The organism is Candidatus Kinetoplastibacterium crithidii, from assembly GCA_027557655.1.
Classification (GTDB): Bacteria; Pseudomonadota; Gammaproteobacteria; order Burkholderiales; family Burkholderiaceae_B; genus Kinetoplastidibacterium; species Kinetoplastidibacterium crithidii_C.
In genome coordinates this window covers 266,989-287,659 of the sequence record CP064915.1, presented here as the reverse complement: position 1 = coordinate 287,659, position 20,671 = coordinate 266,989, and the positions used below count along the sequence as shown (strand labels likewise).

Below are 20,671 nucleotides of genomic sequence, written 5' to 3'. Positions count from 1 at the left end.
GAAATAAGGCTCCATTTATGCTTTATTTTTTTCCTTGTAATCTCTTATAGCAGATCTAATAGCATCTTCTGCTAAAATAGAACAATGTATTTTCACAGGAGGTAAAGCAAGTTCTTCTGCTATATCAGTATTACGTATAGTCAAAGCTTGATCAACAGATTTTCCTTTTATCCACTCAGTAACTAATGAACTTGAAGCTATTGCAGATCCACAACCATAAGTTTTAAATTTTGCTTCTTCTATTAAACCATCTCTACTTACTTTAATTTGTAATTTCATCACATCGCCACAAGCTGGAGCTCCTACCATACCTGTTCCTACAGATTTATCATTTTTATCTAATGACCCTACATTACGAGGATTTTCATAATGATCTAGAACTTTATCACTATAAGCCATATATTTACCTTTATAACTACTCAATTAATTTAATTAACAGACCATTGAACTTTGCTAATATCAATATTTTCCTTAGCCATTTCCCATAAAGGAGATAACTCTCTTAATTTAGCAACATTTACTTCTAGTAGTTCGATAGCATACTCCACATCTTCCATAGTAGAGAATCTCCCTAAACTGAAACGAATAGAACTATGTGCTAATTCATCACTACGACCAAGAGCTCTTAAAACATAAGAAGGCTCCAAACTAGCTGATGTACAAGCAGAGCCACTAGAGACTGCTAATCCATTCAGAGCCATCATTAAAGATTCTCCTTCTATATAGTTAAAACTTACATTTAAATTATGAGGAATCCTCTTATCCATACTTCCATTAATGTAAGTATCTTCTATACTAGATATTCCTTGATATAATCTATCACGTAGTAATTTAATACGCTCGTTTTCTAAAGACATTTCTTCCCTAGCTATACGAAAGGCTTCTCCCATACCTACTATTTGATGTGTTGGCAAAGTGCCAGATCTCATACCTCTCTCATGCCCTCCACCATGCATTTGAGACTCAAGCCTAACTCTTGGTTTACGTGATATATACAAAGCTCCTATGCCTTTAGGTCCATAAGTTTTATGAGCTGAAAATGACATTAAATCAACTGGTAAATCTTTCAAATCAATTTCAATTTTACCAGTTGCCTGAGCAGCATCCACATGCAATAAAACACCTTTTGATCTACATAAATTCCCAATAGATTTAATATCTTGTATTACACCAATTTCATTATTAACTAACATAACGGATACTAAAATAGTATCCTTTCTTATACAAGAACCCAAGTAATCTATATCTAAAATACCATCTTCTTGTACATCTAGATAACTGACCTCAAAACCTTTGCGTTCTAATTCTCTACAAGTATCTAAAACTGCCTTATGCTCTGTCTTAATAGTAATAATATGCTTGCCTTTATTCGAATAAAAATTGGCGGCTCCCTTTATAGCCAAATTGTTAGATTCTGTAGCTCCAGAAGTCCATATAATCTCACGATAATCAGCATTAACAAGCTTAGCTACTTCCTTTCTAGAATTTTCTACAGCTTCCTCAGCCTTCCATCCAAATGCATGACTACGAGAAGCAGGATTACCAGGATTTTCATATAACCATGGAATCATCTTATCCACAACTCTCGGATCCACAGGTGTAGTAGCAGAATAATCCATATAAATGGGTTTCAACTTATTTGACATATAACTCATATCCTAATTCTTAAATCTATAAAAACACTATTTCATTTATACAATTATCACGATGGCTCAAGTAATTTAAAGAATCAGGTTTTTGATTATTAAAATTCTTAGCATTTAACAAATTTTGTAATGAAATTGAACTTAAATATTCAAACATTTTTTGATTTAGTGAAGACCATAAATCATGTGTGATACACTTACTAAAATTACCATTATTATCTTTTTTACAATTAGCCATACCTTTACAAGCTGTAGCATCTAAAATATCATCTACAGCAAAAATAATATCAGCTACAACTATTTCATTAGGGGATCGTGATAAATAATAACCGCCATTAGAGCCACGTACACTACTAACTAAAGATTTTTTTCTTAATTTCAAAAACAACTGTTCTAAATAAGATACAGAGAGATTATGACGCTCACTAATCAAACTTAAACTAACACTTTCTGACAAACCATACTCTATAGCCAATTCAAGCATAGCAGTCACAGCAAAACGACTTCTAGTTGTCAACCTCATACGTTTTTACACCATCATAAATTATATAGGTCACTCATTATAACAATAATCCTACTAACTTAATAGGGAATCAATTAAAAATATATTCACTTATCAAAAATGAATTCATTAGAATAATTTTCATATATAAAATTAAACAAACCTTTACAAGCATCTTCTATATATTCAAATACTATGCTAAACCCATGCAAGTCGTCATAATATGGATCAGGAACTTCATCTGCGATGAATTTTGTAGAATAACACATCAACATACTTAATTTATGAAGATATTTGGGAGGACAAATTTCTCTCATAAATCTCATATTTTCAAAATCCATAGCAATTAGCAAATCAAAATATGAAAAATCTCTAATATTGAGAGAACGTGATTTATGAGATGAAATATCAAACCCTCTATTCTTAGCTTCGGTGATAGACCTATGATCAGCTAACCTATTATTCTCAGCATGAGTACCAGCAGAATCAATATTAATATGCTTATTCATACCGGAATCATGAACAATTTGTTTAAATACAATTTCAGCTGTAGGAGATCTGCAAATATTTCCCATACAAACAAATAATATATTTTTAGCCATACGAAATTATTTATTAACTTAACTTTTAAATAAAAACATCTGTTTTAGATTATTTAAAGAATCTCTAACATTTGCTGCTTTTTCAAATTCTAATTTATTAGCATAATTAATCATTAATTTTTCTAACCTAGAAATTTCCTTAGATAATTTTTTCTGATTATTTAATAAAGAACGATCTATCTTTTCCAAAGAACTATCTGATCTATTAAAATTATTATTAACTAATAAACCATCTATTAATTCACGAACATCCTTTTTTATACCTTTAGCTACAATACCATGAATTTTATTAAATTCTATCTGTCTTTCACGGCGTCTATAAGTTTCATCTATAGCTTTTCTTATGGAATTAGTAATTCTATCTGCATATAAGATAGCATGACCATTTAAATTTCTTGCTGCTCTCCCTATTGTTTGTATTAAACTACGCTCTGATCTCAGAAAACCTTCCTTATCAGCATCAAGGATAGCAACCAATGAAACTTCAGGTATATCTAAACCCTCCCTTAGCAAATTAATACCAACCAAGACATCAAAAACACCTAAACGAAGATCTCTTAATATATCAGATCTCTCAACAGTATCTATATCAGAATGAAGATATTTAACTTTTATATTATTTTCACTCAAAAAATCTGTTAAATTCTCTGACATACGTTTTGTTAAAGTAGTTACTAAAACTCTTTCTTTTTTCTTAACACGATTTTTTATTTGATGTAATAGATCATCAATCTGTGTTCTAGCTGGCTTAACTTCTACCTCAGGATCTACTAAGCCTGTAGGCCTTGCTAATTGTTCTACTATAGAACTAGAATTAGCTATCTCATAATTTGATGGAGTTGCAGATACGAAAATACATTGTTTGATTCTTTTTTCAAATTCATTAAATTGCAAAGGTCTATTATCTAAAGCAGACGGCAACCGAAAACCATGACTCACTAGATTCTCTTTTCTCGACCTATCTCCAAAATACATACCTGATAACTGACCAATAGTAACATGACTTTCATCAATAAAAACTAATGAATCATTTGGCAAATAATCTATTATTGTACTTGGAGGCTCACCTGGCAAAGAACCACTTAAATGTCTGCTATAGTTTTCTATACCTTTACAAAAGCCTGTTTCTTGTAACATTTCCAGATCAAATCTTGTGCGTTGTTCCAGTCTTTGAGACTCTAAAATTTTTCCTTCTTTTATTAAAAAATTTGACTGTTCTACCAGTTCTTCTTTTATAGTTTTAATAGCATTCATGATTTTAGATCTAGGAACAGCGTAAAGAGATACTGGGTAAACAACAAAACGTGAAATCTTCTGTATACAACTTCCAGTCAAAGGATCAAACATTTCTAATGATTCTATCTCATCATCAAACAAGCCTACTCGCAATGCCATATCAAAATTCTCAGCTGGGAATATATCAATATATTCTCCTCTAACTCTAAAAGTACCTCTAGAAAAATCTATGTCATTTCTGATATATTGCATCAAAACTAGTTGTTCAAACATCTTATCTCTCAGGATATGGTTACCTATTCTAAGAGTAAGAGCAATATCATTATAAACTGAGATATCTCCAATACCATAAATACATGAGACAGTACTAACTATTATAGTATCCTTTCGTTCTAACAAACTTTTGACAGCTGAGAGTCTCATTTGTTCTATATGAGCATTAATCTGTGCATCCTTTTCAATAAAGGTATCACGAGAAGGAACATAAGCCTCTGGCTGATAATAATCATAATAAGAAACAAAATATTCTATTGCATTACTAGGGAAAAAATCTCTCATTTCAGCATATAGTTGAGCAGCAAGCGTCTTATTAGGAGCTAAAATAAGCGTTTGTTTTCCAGATCTAGCTATGACATTGGCCATAGTATAAGTTTTACCTGAACCAGTAACACCTAAAAGAGTTTGATATTTATATCCATGATCCAAACCTTTCAACAAACTTTCAATAGCCTTTGGCTGATCACCAGCAGGCTCGTAAGGCTTATGAAGATTAAAAGGACTATTTGGAAAATTTACAAATTTACAAAATGTCATGCTAAACTCTGTTTGAAAGAATATTTCTTCGAAATATATATTATAAATACTTTTATTGGTACTTAAAATTATGAATGATTTATTTAAACATGTCCAATTAGCTCCTCGTGACCCAATACTAGGTCTTAACGAACAATTTAATTCTGATAACAGACCAGAAAAAGTTAATTTAGGAGTAGGCGTTTATTATGATGAAAATGGAAAAATTCCTTTGATGCAATCTGTATATAAAGCAGAATTATCATATATAGAAAAAGTAATGCCAAAAGGATATTTACCAATAGACGGAATAGCTAACTACAACAAAGCAGCTGCAAAATTACTATTAGGATCAAATTCTCAAGTTTTGTCAGAAAATAGAAGTGTAACTGTGCAAACTCTTGGTGGAACTGGAGCTCTTAAAATTGGAGCGGATTTTCTTAAAGAATTATTACCAAATTCAAAAGTTCTTATTAGCAATCCAAGTTGGGAAAACCATAAAGCATTATTCGAACGAGCTGGGTTTGATGTTGAAAATTATCCTTATTATGACCCAATTACTCATGGACTAGATTTTGAAAATATGCTTTCAAAATTAAGAAATGCAGAACAAAAATCAATTATTGTATTACATGCCTGCTGTCATAATCCTACTGGCATTGATCCTACCCAAGAACAGTGGAAACAAATTGCAGAAATAATTAAAAATCGAAACCTAATTCCATTTTTAGATATAGCTTATCAAGGCTTTAGCAATGGATTGGAAGAAGATGCACAAGTAATAAGAATGTTTACTGAGATGAATATTCTTTGCTTTATTAGTTCATCATTCTCTAAATCATTCTCTCTTTATGGAGAAAGAATAGGAGCTTTAACTGTAACTACCAATGAAAAAGATGAATCAATAAAAGTATTAAGTCAGATCAAAAGAATTATTAGAACAACGTATTCTAACCCACCAACACATGGAGCAACTATTGTAAGCTCTATATTAAATTCAAATGAGTTGTTCAAAACATGGGAAGAAGAACTATCCATTATGCGCCAAAGAATCAAAATCATGAGACAAACATTAGTAAATAAGATAAAAGAACATGGCGTAAATCAAGATTTTAGTTTCGTTTTAAATCAGAAAGGTATGTTCTCTTATTCAGGACTAAATAAAGAACAAGTAGAAAATTTAAAAGATAAATTTGCAGTATATGCAGTTTCTAGCGGTAGAATATGCGTAGCTGCATTGAATAATAGAAATGTTGATACAGTAGCTTATAGCATAGCACAAGTTCTAAATAAATAGTCTTTAAAAAATTAAAGGGATGAAAATATCATCCCTTTAATTTTAACTAATGATTTAATAAACCACTATCTGTACTATCCTGATTTTTTTTCTTAATACTGCGTTTTTTATTTGTTGATATTTTTTTACTAGAAGAATTAACAGGGTGCTCTAAAGCAACATCAAATACTTTGTCTATCCATTTAACGGGGACTATTTCAATATCTTGCTTAACAAAATCTGGTATATCAGTCAAATCTCTAACATTTGTTTCTGGAATAATAACAGTTTTAATGCCACCACGATGTGCTGCCAATATTTTCTCTTTAAGTCCACCTATTGGCAATACCTCTCCCCTCAGAGTAATCTCTCCTGTCATAGCAACATCAGATCTAACAGCAATTTTAGACAATGCTGATACCATAGCTGTTGTAATTGCTATACCAGCTGAAGGACCATCCTTTGGTGTAGCTCCTTCTGGGACATGAATATGCATATCTCTCTTATTAAACATGTCTTCTGAAAAATTAAAATCCTCTGACTTTGATCTTACAACAGTACGAGCCGCTTCTATAGATTCTTTCATAACATCCCCTAAAGAACCAGTTCGTAAAATATTACCTTTACCAGGGATATCTGCTACTTCTACTGTTAATAAATCTCCACCAACTTCAGTCCAAGCCAAGGCAGTAACTTGCCCAACTCTGTTATCTTTTTCTGCACAACCAAAATCATAACGACGAACGCCAAGATAATCACCTATATTTTCACTATCAACAGTTATTGAAGATAAAACAGAATATTTTCCATTTTCACTATTTTTTAAAGAATTTTTAACAACTTTCCTGCAAATTTTACTAATTTCTCTTTCTAAAGAACGAACTCCTGCTTCCCTTGTATAATACCTAATTATATCTAATATAGCATTTTCAGTAATTTCTAATTCATTCTTTAGCAAACCATTATTCTTGAACAACTTTGGGACTAGATGTTGTTTCGCTATATGTAGCTTTTCATGTTCAGTATATCCAGATAAATTGATAATCTCCATACGATCCAATAGAGCTGGAGGTATATTCATAGTATTACTTGTAGCAACAAACATAACATCAGAAAGATCAAAATCAACTTCGATATAATGATCTTGAAATGAATTATTTTGTTCAGGATCTAAAACTTCTAACAATGCTGATGCAGGATCACCTCTAAAATCCATACCTATTTTATCTATTTCATCAAGCAAAAATAGTGGATTACGAACACCAGATTTAGATATATTTTGCAAAATCTTACCAGGCATAGATCCTATATAAGTGCGACGATGACCACGAATTTCAGCTTCATCTCTAACTCCACCAAGAGCCATTCTAACAAATTTTCTATTTGTTGCCATAGCAATAGATTGACCTAATGATGTTTTACCAACTCCTGGAGGACCAACTAAACATAAAATTGGAGATTTAATCTTCTGAACTCTTTTTTGAACCGCTAAATATTCTAAAATACGCTCTTTTACTTTATCCAAACCATAATGATCAGCATCCAAAACATCTTCAGCCATACCTATATCTAGGTTTATTTTAGTTTTTTTCTTCCATGGCAAACTAAGAACTGTATCAATATAATTTCTTATAACATTAGCTTCTGCAGACATAGGAGACATCATCTTTAACTTTAAAAATTCTGACTCTAGCTTCTTACGAGCTTCCTTTGTCAAATAAGTAGATGATATTCTGTTTTCTAATTCATCTAAACCTAAATTATCATCATTCTCACCCAACTCTTTTTGTATAGCTTTAAATTGCTCATTAAGATAATAATCTCTTTGGCTTTTCTCCATCTGTTTTTTTATTCTTGTTTTGATCTTTTTCTCTACTTGTAAAATTTCTATTTCGCTATCTATTTGAGATAATAAAAATTCCATTCTTTCAACTATAGATCCCATTTCTAAAATATTTTGTTTATATTCAAGTTTTATGGGTAGATGAGCAGATATAGTATCGACAAATCGATAAATATCATTTATATCTGATAACGATGTTAAAACCTCTGTAGGAATTTTTTTGTTTAATTTTAAATACTGATCAAATTGCTCTATTAGAGCTCTTTTCAATGCTTCTAGTTCTATATCAGAAACATCTTGTTGTTCATTTTTTATATCATTTACATAACACATAAAATGTGACTCTAAATTTTCCACAGAATTAATTGCAACTCTGCCAACACCTTCCACTAATACTTTCACAGTGCCGTCAGGCAATTTTAACATTTGCAAAATATTAGCCACACAACCAACATGATATAAATCACTAGCATCAGGCTCATCTTTACCAGCTGATTTCTGAGTAACAAGAACAACATTTTTATCACCTTCCATAGCTATCTCAAGCGCTCTAATGGAACGAGATCTACCAACAAACAAAGGAACTGTCATATAAGGAAATATAACAATATCCCTCAGTGGCAGTAACGGCAAATATACTGATTCAGAAAGAACAGTCTGGCTTGCAGACATAAGCAAATCCTCAATTTAATAGGCACAAAGTTAAAATACGCATATCCAAATTCATATGAACATATATTTGGTATCAATAATCAACAATTCAATATCATTGATAAAAAGAATTTTATCAATTCTTAGTCCAATATTACAATATTAAATCCCTAATCACCATTATCAAAACTAATTTCTAAAATAAGAAATTTTTATTTCATCAGAGTTATCAACAACATCTGCTATTACCTTGGAAATATTTTCATCATCTGGAATACTATACATCGCATCGAATAAAAGATTCTCTACGATAGATCGCAAACCACGTGCTCCTGTTTTATATTCTAATGCTTTTCTAGCAATAACTTTTAAAGATGCTTCTGTAAAATTGAGTTCTACATTATCAATAGAGAAAATCCTCTGAAATTGTTTTATGATAGCATTTTTTGGCTCAGTAAGTATTTTTAGCAAAGCATCTTCGTTTAATTCTTCTAATGAAGATATAATCGGTATTCGACCAACCAATTCTGGTATGAGGCCATATTTGATCAAGTCATCTGCTTCTACCTCAGAAAATATATTAGCAGTACTATTACTTTCTATATCAACAATATTTGCATTAAAACCAATACTATTCCTACTAGTTCTATTCATAATAATTTTCTTGATACCATCAAATGCACCTCCTACTATAAACAATATATTGCTTGTATCTATTTGAATTGATTTTTGACTAGGATTTTTCCTTCCTCCATCGGCTGGAATATTTGCAATTGTACCTTCAATAATTTTCAATAATGCCTGTTGGACTCCTTCCCCAGAAACATCCCGAGTTATAGAAGGGTTCTCTGACTTACGTGAAATTTTATCTATTTCATCAATAAAAATAATACCTTTTTGAGCTTTATCTATATCAAAATTACAACTTTGCAATAATTTATGTAGCATGTTTTCAACATCATCACCGACATAACCAGCTTCAGTTAATGTAGTAGCATCAGCTATAACAAAAGGAACATCCATAATTTTTGACAATGTCTGACACAAAAGAGTTTTACCTGAACCAGTTGGCCCTATAAGCAGTATATTGCTTTTATTTAGCTCTATATCGCTTTCATTTAATTTACAATAAGATAAACGTTTATAATGATTATAGGCAGCAACAGATAATATTTTTTTAGAAGAATCTTGTCCTATAACATACTGATCTAAATGTTTTTTTATTTCACTGGGTTTGAGTATTCTTTTAGAAACAACTGTGGATTTATCTTCAGAGAAATCATTCTCCTTAAGGAGATTATTGCATTCTTCAATACACTTGTCACAGATAAAAAGAAACGAAGGACCAGCTACTAACCTGATAGCCTCTTTTTTATTTTTGCCACAAAATGAGCAGTTTTCACTACCTGCATGAGTATTAGAATTATTATTATCAGACATAAAGATCACTTAAATATTTTTAAAATTGTAAAAAACTTAACGACTTGTTAAAACCTTGTCCACTAAACCATAAGACAAAGCCTCCTGGGCAGACATAAAATAGTCACGATCTGTATCTTTAATGATGGTTTCTATACTTTGACCTGTATTATGTGACATAATAGCATTCAGCATATCTCTCAATCTCAGAATCTCTTTTGCATGAATTTGGATATCAGATGACTGCCCTTTTGCTCCTCCTGATGGCTGATGTATCATGATAGATGAACTAGGCAAGCTAAAACGTTTTCCCTTTTCTCCAGCCGATAATAAAAAAGCACCCATACTAGCAGCAATGCCAGTGCACATTGTAGAAACATCAGGTTTAATAAATTTCATGGTATCAAAAATAGCTAAACCAGCATAAACAGAGCCACCAGGAGAATTTATATATAAATGTATATCTTTATTAGGATTTTCTGACTCTAAGAACAACATTTGAGCAACTACTAGATTGGCAATATTATCATCAATGGGACCTACTAAAAATATAATTCTTTCTTTTAATAATCTAGAATAAATATCATAAGCACGCTCACCTTTTCCAGAGTTTTCTACAACCATCGGAACATAATTAAATGAAAAATCAGCTGTTTGATTATTATTCAAATTTGCAATTATTCTTTTATTAGTCATTCTAATCCCATTAAATTTTCAAATGTTAGTTCTTCCTCTGAAACATTAGCTCTACTTAAAATATGATCAACGATATTATTTTCAAGAATTAATGATGCTACCTCTGATTTTTTATTAGCGTCTGACATATAATGACTCACAAATTTTTCTGGGTCTTCATAATTTTTAGCAAAATTACTTAAATAAGACAAAATCTGTTCGTCATCAACTTTAATATTATTATTCTTAGATATTTCAGAAATAATGAGTCCTAACTTAACCATCTTTTTAGATTCTTCTTCAAGCAAAATATCCTTAGATAGACTCTCTATATCTTTTATATTGCCATCTTTCAATCTATTTTTTAAAGAATGTAATCTTAATTGCATTTCGTTTCTTACTAATACCTCGGGAATTTCAAATTCTATATTTTTAATTAAAACTCCCATTACACTATCTTTATTTAAATTTTTTAGTCTATTGCTAATCTCTCTTTCTATACTAGCCTTCACATTCTCTGATAATTTTTCCAAATTAAAATTATCTTCATTACTAAACAATTTGGCAAAATTATCATCTAAATCTGGCAAGGTTCCTATAAATACTTCCTTTACTTTAATAAAAAATTTAGCTTCTTTACCTGCAACTTTAGAATCATGATAATTATCAGGAAATTTTAAATCTAATTCTTTAGTATCACCTTCTTTCATGCCAATTAAAGAGTTTTCAAAATCAGGCAACAATTGATTGTTACCAAGAATAACAGAAAGAGACTCAGAATTACTGCCTTCAAAAGAAACACCATCTATAGTAGCATCATAACTAAGGATGACTTTGTCTCCAATCTCAGCGCAATGACCATCTTTCTTCTCAAAAATAGACTTCTGTTTTTGCAAAATAAGCAATGTTTTTTTTACATCTTCTTCTGTAAGATTATGCCTATAACATTTAACTTCTAAACTCTCAAATGGAGGAATAGAAATTTCAGGATATATTTCAAATTCAGCTATAAAGCATAAATCATCAGAATTGCTAATGGAATTATCAGGTCTAATATTTGGATAACCAACTACTAATAAATTATTTTCTTTTACTAATTCACTAAATGAATTACTAAGAATTTTGGTAACAATATCTTGACGAACATTATGTCCATAAGTACGTTTAACAATACTAATAGGAGCCTTACCAGGCCTAAAACCAGAAATTTTAGTATTCTTTGATAAACTCAGTAGCTCCTTCTCTAATTCGCTTTCAATACAAGAATTAGAAATTTTCAAAACAGCGCGACGCTTCAAACTAGAAAGAGATTCAATGATGGGTTGCATTTAAAAAATATCCAAATAAACAGTTAAACAAATTAATATTTTGTAAATATTATAAGAGATTATAGAACAATTTGATTATTTAAAATAATCTTGACATTAAATGACAACTAAAATTTTGAAAATACAAATTTTCTAGTTGTTGATACAAAAAAATAATCATCAATATATGTATTTCTACAAAACATAAATCACTATGAAAAATAAAAAACCACTCATTTATAGAGTGGTTTTTTTACAAAAATAAAAATTATTGTATTATCTGAATCTTAGTAGCCTGCAAACCTTTTGGGCCTGTAGTAACAACAAAACTGACTCTCTGATTTTCCTCAAGTGACTTAAATCCTGAACCTTGAATTTCTGAAAAATGTACGAATAGATCTTTGCCTCCAGACTCTGGAGAAATAAAACCATATCCTTTTTCAGTATTAAACCACTTAACAACACCAGTTTCCAACATATTGTATTTCCTTAAAGATATAGGCATATAGCCGAAAACACAACCACTTAAGGAGAGAGCAATAGAACAATAACTATATCCAAAAAAGACACAAAGTACTGAACGAAAAATCTCAACACCTGAGATCGTGTGTTAGTAATGCTACACAAAGCAACATACTAACGTAATAACAAACTAAAAGCCCAAAATAAAAATTAAAATGATTCTAAATAAAGTAATTATTGAAAACTCACAATTTAGCAACATCAAATATTTAATATAAAAATATATCAATTAACAAACTATAACTCAATTTACTAAAATAGAACCAATATAAACTATACGACAAAACAAATTATGTTTACAATAAAAGTATAAAATAATTTGAAACCGTATATTGGTGCGAAGGAGGGGACTCGAACCCATACGCCTTTCGGCGCCAGGACCTAAACCTGGTGCGTCTACCAATTTCGCCACCTTCGCAACGTTTTGTCATTATATCATTTTACTTATAAAAAAACCATGAATCCTAGGCTAAATAAATTAAATCCCTACCCTTTCGAAAAACTTCGAAGTCTTTTGTCAGGAATTAGTTATAAAAAAGAACAATTAACACCAATAAATTTATCAATAGGTGAACCAAAACATCCATCGCCAAAATCTATTGCTGATGCTATAAAAGACAATATTTCTAGCATATCACATTACCCAGCAACAAAAGGAGAAGAACTATTAAGAGAGACGATAGCAAATTGGATATCAAATCGTTACACTGCAACAAAAATAGATCCTAATACTCAAATATTACCAGTTTTAGGATCGAGAGAGGCGTTATTTTCTTTCACACAAATTGTTATAGATAATTCTTTTAGAAATCCTGTTGTAATATGCCCTAATCCATTTTATCAAATTTATGAAGGAGCATCGATATTAGCTGGAGCTGAGCCTTATTATGTTAATCTAGATCCAGAAAATAATTTTTCTTGCAAATGGGATGATGTACCAACAGAAATCTGGGATAGAACTCAACTAGTATTCGTATGTTCTCCTGGAAATCCTGCTGGAAATGTTATAGATTTAGAAGAATGGAAAAAAATATTTGAGTTATCTCAAAAATATAATTTTGTTATTGCATCTGATGAATGTTATTCAGAAATTTATCGTGAAGAATCTAACCCACCATTAGGAGGATTACAAGCTGCGAACATTTTGGGAATAAAAGATTATAATAACCTGGTGGTCTTTTCTAGTTTATCAAAAAGATCTAGTGTACCAGGATTAAGATCTGGATTTGTTGCTGGTGATTCAAAAATAATGAACAAATTCCTGCTTTATAGAACTTATAATGGCAGTGCAATGAGTCCACTAATATCAGCAGCAAGCATAGCTGCATGGAGCGATGAAAAACATGTTTATGCAAATCGTCAACTATATAATGATAAAATAGAGGTTTTCTATTCAAAAATAAATAAATATTTAGAAGTAACTAAACCTCAAGCATCATTTTATATATGGGCAAAAACTCCTGGTTCAGATATAGAATTCACGAAAAAATTATACCAAGAAGAATCAATTACTGTTCTTCCAGGTAGTTTCCTAGCGCGTGAATATCTAGGAGTAAATCCTGGAAATAAAAGAATAAGAATTGCTCTAGTATCCTCATTAGAGGAATGCATAGAAGCTGCTAACAGAATTGCTAAATTTGTACAAACACACTACTAATAACCAACTATAAACTAAAAATTATGAATTCAGAAATAAAAAATAAAATCGAAAAAGCTTGGGAAGATAGGAATAATATCTCCCCATCAAATATAGATAAAGATCTAGATAATGCTATTCAAACAACAATAGATCTACTAGATACGGGAAAACTAAGAGTCTCTGAAAAAATTAATGGTGAATGGATTACCCACCAATGGATAAAAAAGGCTGTTCTTTTATCCTTCCGAACAAAAAATAACCAGATAATTGGAGAAAATCCTTTGGTCTTTTATGACAAAGTTCCTTTAAAATTTAGTAAATTTGATAGTAATGAGTTTAAAAATGGCGGTTATAGGGTTGTTCCTCATGCAATTGCAAGAAAAGGCTCATTTATAGGAAAAGATGTAGTTCTCATGCCCTCTTATGTAAATATCGGAGCATATGTAGGAGAAGGTACCATGGTAGATACATGGGCTACCGTTGGCTCTTGCGCTCAAATTGGTAAAAACGTACATTTGTCAGGTGGAGTAGGTATTGGTGGAGTACTAGAACCATTACAAGCAAATCCAACAATTATAGAAGACAACTGCTTCATTGGAGCAAGATCAGAAGTAGTTGAAGGTGTAATAGTAGAGGAAAATTCTGTTTTAGCAATGGGGGTATTCTTATCACAAAGCACAAAGATTCTAGATAGAACAACTAAAGAGATCACCTATGGCAGAATACCTTCTGGTTCAGTTGTCGTACCAGGTTCCATTCCTTCTGCTGATGGCTCTTATAGTTTGGCATGTGCTGTAATTGTAAAAAGAGTAGATGCAAAAACTAGGTCAAAAACAAGTATTAATGATTTATTGAGAGCATAATGTCAGAAAAGAGCCTATCAACCTTACAAATTGCAAAAAAACTTATTGAATGCAAGTCAGTTACTCCAGAAGATGCTGGATGTCAAAACTTGTTAATAGAAAAACTAAAAAAATTTGATTTTCAAATTCAAACCATTTCTAAAAACGGGGTAACAAATCTCTTTGCGATTAGAGAGCGACAAGGCCCATTACTAGCTTTTGCTGGGCATTCAGATGTTGTTCCAGCAGGAAACCTAGATCAATGGAAAACAGATCCTTTCATTCCAACAGAAAGGGATGGTTTCTTGTATGGTAGAGGCTCTTCTGATATGAAAAGTTCTATAGCTGCATTCTTAGTAGCTACTATAGAATTTATAGAAAAAAATCCTTATCATAATGGTTCTATAGCTTTTATAATAACCTCCGATGAAGAAGGACCCGCAGATTACGGAACTAAAATTGTATGCGATTATCTTAAGAGCAAAAATATAGAAATAGATTATTGCATTGTAGGAGAACCAACATCAGAAAGAGAACTAGGTGATGTGTTTAAGAATGGACGTCGAGGCTCTCTGTCAGGCAACCTAACAATAAATGGAATACAAGGCCATGTAGCTTATCCTCATCTAGCTAATAACCCAATACATTTAGCACCAAAGGTACTTTTAGAAATTATTAATACTAATTGGGACAATGGAAATGAATATTTTCCTCCTACAACCTTTCAAATTTCTAATATTCATTCTGGGAATGGAGCTACAAATGTAATTCCAGGGGAATTAGAAATAAAATTTAACCTACGTTTTTCTACTGAAAATACCCCTGAATCTTTGAAAACAAAAATCCATTCTATATTAGAAAAACATAATTTAAATTACAATATAGAATGGATTTTAAATGGAGATCCTTTTTTGACGAGAGCAGGAACTTTGACAAATACATTGTCTGAGTCTATAAAAGAAGAACTTGGCATAACAAGCAAAATGTCCACTTCTGGAGGTACTTCAGATGGTCGATTTCTTAAAAAAATAAGCAAACAAATAGTAGAATTTGGCCCCTGCAATAACACTATACATAAAGTAAATGAATGTATAAAAATAACAGATCTAGTAAAATTAAAAAATATTTACAGAAAAATCATAGAAAAACTGTTAACAAAATAATAAATATTATGTCTATTAACAATGCTATATCTGAATCAAAAACAATAAAAGAATTAATTAGATATGCTACTTATTGTTTTGATAAAGAAAATTTATTTTTTGGACATGGTAGTAATAATTCTTTAGATGAGGCTATTTGTATTATAGCCAATATATTAAAAATAACACCAGATGGAGTAGATAACTACTTAAATTCAACATTATCTACTGAAAACTTTCTAAAATTTCTGGAAATTTTAGAAAAAAGGATAAAAAAACACATTCCAACAGCTTATTTAACTAACGAAGCTTGGTTACAAGGATATAATTTTTATATTGATAAAAGAGCAATTATACCAAGATCTTTTATATCAGAAATACTTATTAATGGAATATACCCTTGGATACAAAAACCTGAAAACATAAAAAATATATTGGACTTATGTACTGGATCTGCTTGTCTAGCAATAATATCATCATTTATATTCCCAGATGCTCAAATATTAGCATCTGATATTTCAGATTCTGCTTTACAAATTGCAAAAAAAAATATAGATTCTTATGCCTTGCAAAATAGAATATCTATAAAAAGAAGTAATCTTTTTGAAGAAATTAACAATAAAAAATATGATTTAATTATATGTAATCCACCATACGTAAATAAAATATCTATGGAAAATTTACCAGAAGAATACAAACATGAACCAAAGATAGCTTTGTATGGCGGTAGTGACGGCATGGATCTTATAAATATAATTATTAATCAATATAATGAATATTTAAATAATAACGGAATACTTTTAATGGAAATAGGAAATGAATATAAACATTTTAAACAAAGGTTTCCTAACTTATACCCAATTTGGCTAACAACAGCAACAACAGAAAATAGTGTATTGCTTTTACAAAAAAATATCTCATAAAAGCTTATTCAAATCTAGCTATTCCTAGCATAATAGTCTTTACACCAAAGTTATCAAAATTTATCTGTGCTTGCGACTCTTCTCCATGACCAATTAACTTAATAATCGTACCAATACCAAATTTTTTATGTTTAACGTTTTGTCCAATGACAAATTTCTTTCCATTAATATCAACAAAACTACTATTAACAGCAGATAACTTATTTGAATGAGTATTTTGAACAAATTTAGAATTACTTTTTAAATAGTGACTTGATAATATTTTCTCTTTATTTTTTATAAAAACTACATTATCCTCACCAATTTCAGAAATAAAACGAGATTTAACAGAATACCTTACTTGGCCTCTTAACATACGACTATTTGCCATTGTAATATACAATCTTTTTCTCGCTCTTGTAATAGCAACATACATTAAACGTCTCTCTTCCTCAATACTAGAGTTATCAGACATACTGTTTTCATGTGGGAATAATCCTTCCTCAACACCTGTAATAAAAACAACATTAAATTCCAATCCTTTTGCAGCATGAACTGTCATTAATTGCACAGATGATTGATGTTCAGATTCAAATTGATTATCTCCAGCTTCTAAAGAAGCATGTGATAAGAAAGATGATAAAGGAGTAATTTTTTCTTGTTCTAAATAAATATTATTATATAAATTCGTCTCTAGGTCTTCTTTCAAAATATCAATTAAAAGATTTGCTGGACTTTCAGAAAAATTATTTTCAGTCGAAAAAATAGCAGCAGCTGTAACCAGTTCCTTTAAATTATCTAAACGATCAGTTTCTTCTTCATTTTTATAAAAAGCATTGATTCCAGCAAATTCTAAAATGTATTCTATTAATTGAACAAGAGTTAATTTTTTTGAAGATTCTTCTAAACTAGAAATAATATTATTAAACATTAATAAATTATTTCTACTTCTGCCAGAATAATGTGCAACAGCATCATACAAACTAATATTATTTTTTTTTGCTATTTCCGATAACGAATCTATAGTACGAGCACCTATTCCTCTAATTGGAAAATTGACTGATCTAAGCCAGGCAGAATCATCGTTATGATTCACAATAAGCCTCAAATAGGCTAATACATTCTTAACTTCTTGTCTTTCAAAAAATCTTAACCCACCATAAACTTTATAAGAAATACCACTTAAAAATAAAGCATGTTCTAGAACTCTTGACTGAGCATTACTTCTGTACAACACAGCTATATCATCTTGTTTAATACCACTTTTGACAAGATTTTTAATTTCATCAACGATCCATTGTGACTCTAACAAATCATTATGCTTTTCAACTATTAATACTTTTTCTCCATCCCCTTCTTGTGTCCACAATTTCTTACCTAAACGCCCATTATTATATCGAATCAGAGAATTGGCTGCGCCCAATATATGACCCATTGATCTATAATTCTGTTCCAATCGCACTATATTACCTTTGGCATATTCCTTATCAAATAAAGACATATTATCTATATTTGCACCACGAAATGCATATATGGATTGGTCATCATCACCTACCGCAAATACTGAAGTAGAACTACCTATCAATAAACGTAACCATTCATATTGCAAGCTATTAGTATCCTGGAATTCATCTACTAAAATATGTTTAAAACGTTCTTGGTAATAATTTCTAATTGTTTCATTATTTTTTAAAAGGTCATAAGATTTCAGCAATAATTCTGCAAAATCAAGCAAACCATTACGAATACATTGATTTTCGTAAAGGTGATAAAACTCAGCAATATATTTATTGTATGAGTCATACACCTCTATCTCATTAGACCTAAGACCAGTTTCCTTATAAGAATTTATAATTTTTTGCAAATCTCTTGCTGAATACTTCGATTCATTAACATTTGCAGATTTTATTAAACGTTTTATCAAAGACAACTGATCTGACATATCTATAATCTGAAAATTTTGTATTAAATTAGCTTCACGCCAATTTAATCTAAGCATTTTATGGCATAGGCCATGAAAAGTACCAATCCAGAAACCTTTCATATCTCTATTCAACATCATAGATATTCTAGACAACATTTCACGAGCAGCTTTATTAGTAAAAGTAACAGCTAGAATCTCGCTAAAAGATACCTGCCCAGTATTAATAAGCCAGGCTATTCTAGAAGAAAGCACCTTTGTTTTACCACTACCTGCACCAGCCAATACCAAAGAATGGGAACTATCTGTAGTCACGGCTTTCTTTTGAGCATTATTTAAATCATCTAAATTCATACAATACTATATCGGTTTAATTTAGAGGCAAATTCTTGTAATCCATAAACCCCACTATTTTGGGCACGATCACACCAAGAATTTAAATGTAAAACAAGTTGATCACTGGTTAAGGAAGAACCTTCCCAAATACGACCCAAGTCCCTACGCATTTGTATTAATACGAATAGAGATTTACTTGAGGAAATAACATTATCCACTTCTGCAATTTGTTTAGACTGCATTATAGATTCATGCTTATATAAGTAACCATTAATCTTTTTTAGACGATCATAACGAGGATCGCTGCATGAGTATTTTTTTAATTCCTTAAGTTCCTGATAAACAACATCTTTGATTATCTTGGCATATTGAGTCATTAATTCATATCTATGCATTATTACTCCATGAAGTGTAGAAAGATCAATATGACGATCATCATTACTTAAAACTAATTTAGGAGCTATTTTTTTTATCTTTGCTAGACGAAAAAACCTCATTATATTTATATAACACCAGCCCAAATCAAATTCATACCACTTGGAAGAAAACTTTGCTGAGGTAGCAAAAGCATGATGATTATTATGTAATTCTTCACCAGCTATTATAAAACCTAGTGGAAATAAATTAGTGCTAGTATCAGGAGAAGCAAAATTGCGGTAGCCAAAATAATGACCCATTCCATTAACAACACCAGCAGCCCAAAATGGTATCCAAGCCATTTGGATGGCCCATACAGATAAACCAATAACTCCAAATAGAAAAATATCTATAATCAACATAATAAAAATACCTAAACTACTATGTTTTGAATAAATATTTCTTTCAACCCAGTCATCAGGAGTACCTCTCCCAAATCGAGACAAAGTATCAATATTAGCGGCCTCTTCGCGATATAATTCAGCTCCCTGAAAAAATACTTTCCATATCCCATATATCATAGGTGAATGTGGATCACCTTCCCTTTCACACTTTGCATGATGTTTCCTATGTATTGCAACCCATTCCTTTGTGATCATTCCAGTTGTCATCCATAACCAAAAACGAAAAAAATGCATTATAACTGGATGAAGATCTAGAGCTCTGTGAGTCTGACTTCTATGCAAAAAAACAGTAACACCAATAATTGTTATATGAGTAACAATTAGAGTAAATAGCAAAATCTGCAAAGCAGAAGCCTGAGTAAATCCAGATGCAATAAATGAAATAATTTTGTCCATATATTCTTACTTATAGAAATAAAAAACTTACCACTATGATATACTCCATCAATAAAAATCATTGGAAATTTATAATTGAGTTAATTCAACAAACCACAGAAAAGATATTCTAATTAAAATATTAATTAATTAATAATGAAAGATTTATAAACCTTCGCGTCAATGATAATACTAGTGTAGCAAAAAAACAACTAATCTTCT

The 20,671-nt window shown here is 30.7% G+C and carries 17 protein-coding genes and 1 tRNA gene; 5 read left to right on the top strand and 13 right to left on the bottom strand.

The window, feature by feature from the left end:
- Nucleotides 1-15: 15 nt before the first annotated feature.
- The 5 genes from iscU to uvrB form a co-directional block, all read right to left on the bottom strand.
- On the bottom strand, nucleotides 16-399 hold the full coding sequence (gene iscU / locus I1N47_01335) for a Fe-S cluster assembly scaffold IscU (GenBank protein ID WBF65774.1): 384 nt from the start codon (nucleotides 397-399) through the stop codon (nucleotides 16-18).
- 29 nt (nucleotides 400-428) lie between these two features.
- Nucleotides 429-1,646 (bottom strand): IscS subfamily cysteine desulfurase, encoded by a 1,218-nt coding sequence (locus I1N47_01330; protein WBF65773.1) that lies wholly within the window; start codon nucleotides 1,644-1,646, stop codon nucleotides 429-431.
- A 25-nt stretch (nucleotides 1,647-1,671) separates the two neighbouring features.
- On the bottom strand, nucleotides 1,672-2,169 hold the full coding sequence (locus I1N47_01325) for an Rrf2 family transcriptional regulator (GenBank protein ID WBF65772.1): 498 nt from the start codon (nucleotides 2,167-2,169) through the stop codon (nucleotides 1,672-1,674).
- Between the two features lie 86 nt (nucleotides 2,170-2,255).
- Nucleotides 2,256-2,750, bottom strand: a complete 495-nt coding sequence (locus tag I1N47_01320; protein WBF65771.1) for a low molecular weight phosphotyrosine protein phosphatase — start codon at nucleotides 2,748-2,750, stop codon at nucleotides 2,256-2,258.
- Between the two features lie 18 nt (nucleotides 2,751-2,768).
- Nucleotides 2,769-4,799, bottom strand: coding sequence for an excinuclease ABC subunit UvrB (uvrB, locus tag I1N47_01315; GenBank protein WBF65770.1), 2,031 nt, complete (start codon nucleotides 4,797-4,799; stop codon nucleotides 2,769-2,771).
- Nucleotides 4,800-4,869: 70 nt separating this feature from the next.
- Here uvrB and I1N47_01310 point away from each other — a divergent pair, with 70 nt between their 5' ends.
- On the top strand, nucleotides 4,870-6,075 hold the full coding sequence (locus tag I1N47_01310) for an aspartate/tyrosine/aromatic aminotransferase (protein ID WBF65769.1): 1,206 nt from the start codon (nucleotides 4,870-4,872) through the stop codon (nucleotides 6,073-6,075).
- Between the two features lie 46 nt (nucleotides 6,076-6,121).
- Here the strand turns inward: I1N47_01310 and lon are convergent, their stop codons facing one another.
- The 6 genes from lon to I1N47_01280 all read right to left on the bottom strand — a co-directional run bounded on the left by lon (nucleotide 6,122) and on the right by I1N47_01280 (nucleotide 12,889).
- Nucleotides 6,122-8,569: an endopeptidase La gene (gene lon, locus I1N47_01305; protein ID WBF65768.1), complete on the bottom strand. Its 2,448-nt coding sequence runs from the start codon at nucleotides 8,567-8,569 to the stop codon at nucleotides 6,122-6,124.
- Between the two features lie 168 nt (nucleotides 8,570-8,737).
- The gene (gene clpX / locus I1N47_01300; protein WBF65767.1) at nucleotides 8,738-9,988 is read right to left on the bottom strand and encodes an ATP-dependent Clp protease ATP-binding subunit ClpX; all 1,251 of its coding nucleotides are present in this window, start codon (nucleotides 9,986-9,988) and stop codon (nucleotides 8,738-8,740) included.
- 36 nt (nucleotides 9,989-10,024) lie between these two features.
- Nucleotides 10,025-10,663 (bottom strand): ATP-dependent Clp endopeptidase proteolytic subunit ClpP, encoded by a 639-nt coding sequence (gene clpP, locus I1N47_01295; GenBank protein ID WBF65766.1) that lies wholly within the window; start codon nucleotides 10,661-10,663, stop codon nucleotides 10,025-10,027.
- Nucleotides 10,660-11,970 carry a trigger factor gene (locus tag I1N47_01290; protein WBF65765.1) on the bottom strand — a complete coding sequence of 437 codons (1,311 nt, stop codon included), beginning with the start codon at nucleotides 11,968-11,970 and terminating at the stop codon, nucleotides 10,660-10,662. Before I1N47_01290 ends, clpP begins: the two co-directional genes overlap by 4 nt.
- Before the next feature lie 247 nt (nucleotides 11,971-12,217).
- Entirely contained in the window at nucleotides 12,218-12,427 is a 210-nt protein-coding gene (locus tag I1N47_01285) for a cold-shock protein (protein WBF65896.1), read from the bottom strand.
- 377 nt (nucleotides 12,428-12,804) lie between these two features.
- Nucleotides 12,805-12,889, bottom strand: a tRNA-Leu gene (locus I1N47_01280).
- Between the two features lie 39 nt (nucleotides 12,890-12,928).
- Between I1N47_01280 and I1N47_01275 the strand changes: the two genes are divergently transcribed.
- Genes I1N47_01275 through prmB form a run of 4 tightly spaced genes read left to right on the top strand, consistent with a single transcriptional unit; the run spans nucleotide 12,929 to nucleotide 17,017 of the window.
- Nucleotides 12,929-14,128, top strand: coding sequence for a succinyldiaminopimelate transaminase (locus I1N47_01275; protein ID WBF65764.1), 1,200 nt, complete (start codon nucleotides 12,929-12,931; stop codon nucleotides 14,126-14,128).
- A 23-nt stretch (nucleotides 14,129-14,151) separates the two neighbouring features.
- Complete coding sequence (gene dapD / locus I1N47_01270) at nucleotides 14,152-14,973, top strand: 2,3,4,5-tetrahydropyridine-2,6-dicarboxylate N-succinyltransferase (protein WBF65763.1); 822 nt, start codon at nucleotides 14,152-14,154, stop codon at nucleotides 14,971-14,973.
- Nucleotides 14,973-16,115: a succinyl-diaminopimelate desuccinylase gene (dapE, locus tag I1N47_01265; protein ID WBF65762.1), complete on the top strand. Its 1,143-nt coding sequence runs from the start codon at nucleotides 14,973-14,975 to the stop codon at nucleotides 16,113-16,115. Before dapD ends, dapE begins: the two co-directional genes overlap by 1 nt.
- Before the next feature lie 8 nt (nucleotides 16,116-16,123).
- On the top strand, nucleotides 16,124-17,017 hold the full coding sequence (gene prmB / locus I1N47_01260) for a 50S ribosomal protein L3 N(5)-glutamine methyltransferase (protein WBF65761.1): 894 nt from the start codon (nucleotides 16,124-16,126) through the stop codon (nucleotides 17,015-17,017).
- 4 nt (nucleotides 17,018-17,021) lie between these two features.
- Here prmB and I1N47_01255 read toward each other — a convergent pair whose 3' ends face one another.
- Together I1N47_01255 and I1N47_01250 are read right to left on the bottom strand one after the other, a co-directional pair.
- Nucleotides 17,022-19,271: a UvrD-helicase domain-containing protein gene (locus I1N47_01255; GenBank protein ID WBF65760.1), complete on the bottom strand. Its 2,250-nt coding sequence runs from the start codon at nucleotides 19,269-19,271 to the stop codon at nucleotides 17,022-17,024.
- Nucleotides 19,268-20,470 (bottom strand): fatty acid desaturase, encoded by a 1,203-nt coding sequence (locus I1N47_01250; GenBank protein WBF65759.1) that lies wholly within the window; start codon nucleotides 20,468-20,470, stop codon nucleotides 19,268-19,270. Before I1N47_01250 ends, I1N47_01255 begins: the two co-directional genes overlap by 4 nt.
- Nucleotides 20,471-20,671: the final 201 nt, after the last annotated feature.

Coding starts and splice junctions, on each gene's coding strand:
- iscU (WBF65774.1), bottom strand. CDS start 399: ATGGCTTATAGTGATAAAGTTCTAGATCATTATGAAAATCCTCGTAAT.
- I1N47_01330 (WBF65773.1), bottom strand. CDS start 1,646: ATGTCAAATAAGTTGAAACCCATTTATATGGATTATTCTGCTACTACA.
- I1N47_01325 (WBF65772.1), bottom strand. CDS start 2,169: ATGAGGTTGACAACTAGAAGTCGTTTTGCTGTGACTGCTATGCTTGAA.
- I1N47_01320 (WBF65771.1), bottom strand. CDS start 2,750: ATGGCTAAAAATATATTATTTGTTTGTATGGGAAATATTTGCAGATCT.
- uvrB (WBF65770.1), bottom strand. CDS start 4,799: ATGACATTTTGTAAATTTGTAAATTTTCCAAATAGTCCTTTTAATCTT.
- I1N47_01310 (WBF65769.1), top strand. CDS start 4,870: ATGAATGATTTATTTAAACATGTCCAATTAGCTCCTCGTGACCCAATA.
- lon (WBF65768.1), bottom strand. CDS start 8,569: ATGTCTGCAAGCCAGACTGTTCTTTCTGAATCAGTATATTTGCCGTTA.
- clpX (WBF65767.1), bottom strand. CDS start 9,988: ATGTCTGATAATAATAATTCTAATACTCATGCAGGTAGTGAAAACTGC.
- clpP (WBF65766.1), bottom strand. CDS start 10,663: ATGACTAATAAAAGAATAATTGCAAATTTGAATAATAATCAAACAGCT.
- I1N47_01290 (WBF65765.1), bottom strand. CDS start 11,970: ATGCAACCCATCATTGAATCTCTTTCTAGTTTGAAGCGTCGCGCTGTT.
- I1N47_01285 (WBF65896.1), bottom strand. CDS start 12,427: ATGTTGGAAACTGGTGTTGTTAAGTGGTTTAATACTGAAAAAGGATAT.
- I1N47_01275 (WBF65764.1), top strand. CDS start 12,929: ATGAATCCTAGGCTAAATAAATTAAATCCCTACCCTTTCGAAAAACTT.
- dapD (WBF65763.1), top strand. CDS start 14,152: ATGAATTCAGAAATAAAAAATAAAATCGAAAAAGCTTGGGAAGATAGG.
- dapE (WBF65762.1), top strand. CDS start 14,973: ATGTCAGAAAAGAGCCTATCAACCTTACAAATTGCAAAAAAACTTATT.
- prmB (WBF65761.1), top strand. CDS start 16,124: ATGTCTATTAACAATGCTATATCTGAATCAAAAACAATAAAAGAATTA.
- I1N47_01255 (WBF65760.1), bottom strand. CDS start 19,271: ATGAATTTAGATGATTTAAATAATGCTCAAAAGAAAGCCGTGACTACA.
- I1N47_01250 (WBF65759.1), bottom strand. CDS start 20,470: ATGGACAAAATTATTTCATTTATTGCATCTGGATTTACTCAGGCTTCT.